General features: G+C 53.3%; 1 protein-coding gene. It reads left to right on the top strand.

The annotated features are described in order from the left end of the window. The coding region (locus H6F43_RS00995) for a penicillin-binding protein 2 (protein WP_190340167.1) at window positions 1-1,591 on the top strand (1,591 nt) is incomplete at its 5' end. Between the last annotated feature and the right edge of the window lie 399 nt (window positions 1,592-1,990).

Genomic DNA, 1,990 nt, shown 5'->3' on the forward strand with positions numbered 1-1,990 from the left:
CAATTTCTTGCGTCCGTTTGTGCCGCGTCGTCACATTGTGGACCGCAGGGGAACGGTGCTGGCGGTAGATCGCCCTGTTTATCGGCTGTTTGCACACCCAAAGCTGTTCAAGGAATCTAAGCAGGCGATCGCCGAGAAGATTGCCCCAATTCTGAACCGCCCGGTTGCCGATTTGCTGAAGAAGTTCGACGAGCGAGACAGCGGGGTTCTGTTGGAGTATTCGCTGGCTGAGTCCGTTGTCGATCGCATTAGCAGCCTGCAACTTGATGGACTGGAGCGCTTGCAGTATCAACAGCGCCTTTATCCACAGCAGGACTTAATGGCGAGTGTAGTTGGCTACGTCAACGATGACCATAAAGGACAGGCAGGCGTTGAACTAAGCCAGCAGAACGCGTTAGAGCGATCGGTCAAAGCGGTGCGGCTGAGCCGAATGGGGGATGGATCCCTGATGCCGGATCAGGTGCCTAGAGGATTTTTGAACCTGGATGATCTGCAATTGAAGCTAACGCTGGATAGTCGGCTACAGGGCGTTGCGACCGCGGCAATGGGCCAGCAACTGAAAGCGTTTGGGGCTAAACGTGGCGCCGTCATTGTGATGGATGTGCGGGATGGCTCTCTGCTGACGCTGGCGACCTCACCGTCCTACGACCCCAACCACTACTACAAATACCCAGTGGAACTCTACAAAAACTGGGCGCTCACAGACCTGTACGAACCGGGTTCCACCTTTAAGCCGATCAACGTGGCGATCGCCCTGGAAGCTAAAACCATCAAACCTGATTCCGTGATTGATGATGAGGGGCAAATAACTATAGACGGATGGACGATCGGAAACTTTGACGGCAGTGGCAAAGGACCGATTTCGATTACCGACGTGCTGCGCTATTCCAGCAACGTTGGCATGGTGCGAATTGCTCAAACGATGAAGCCGGATTTGTACTACGACCGTCTGAAGCGATTGGGAATTGGTGAGGTCGTCCATACCGATTTGCCTGCTGCTGTCGCTGGACAGTTCAAAGACCGCAAAACGTTTACGGAATCCACGATCGAGCCAGCGACCACTTCCTTCGGACAGGGCTTCTCGCTGACGCCGATCCAACTTGCTCAGCTACACGCGGCGATCGCGAACGGCGGCAAGCTGGTCCAGCCTCATGTCGTTCAAGGATTGTTTGACAGCAAAGGACAAACTTACTGGAAAGCCAACATTGCGCCGCCGCGTCAGGTGTTCTCGCCAGCGACGACACAGGCCGTGTTGCCGATGATGGAGAGCGTTGTGGCAGACGGCACTGGAAAACCTGCTCAGATTCCGGGCTACCGCATTGGTGGCAAAACCGGAACCGCTCAAAAAGCAAACCCGAATGGTGGCTACTACGAGAACGCCAAGATCACCAGTTTTGTCAGCATTTTTCCGATCGAGGCTCCCCGCTTTGTCGTGGTTGCGGTTGTCGATGAACCCCAAGGCAGTGATGCCTTTGGCGCAACTGTGGCGGCTCCGATCGTCAAAACCATGATGGAAGCCTTAATTACGACTGAAAAGATTCCGCCCAATCCTGCCGCTCCCAAACCAAAGCTCGATTCAGAAGAGGGATAAAGGAATTTGACGTTGCATATCGAGGTCAGCTTGATGCAATGCCGGGATAAGAATTGGACTACCCGAAATTGCCTCCTTGTCTTTATTAGAAATTCAGCAGAGCTTGAAGAATTCGCAAGGCAATGTAGTCGTACACTTACTCAACCGCACCAACAGCCACAGTAGTAAGCATCTCCTTCAGAACGGTCATTCGCCAGGTTGCATGAATTGCCTGAGGTCTGCTCTTGACCCGCATCGGGCAGATGCTCAACATCCCAACTATAGCTGTCGCCAGTCCAGACAGAACCTAGACTAAGAGGAGCGGTGCTAGAGGAAGCTGGGATGGTCAAGGCTTACAGTTACGACCTGCGGCAAAAAGTGATGCAAGCGATCAAACTCGATGGGATGAAAAAGAGCGAA

Origin of the sequence: Leptolyngbya sp. FACHB-36 (assembly GCF_014695955.1) — a bacterium.
Lineage (GTDB): Bacteria > Cyanobacteriota > Cyanobacteriia > Leptolyngbyales > Leptolyngbyaceae > FACHB-36.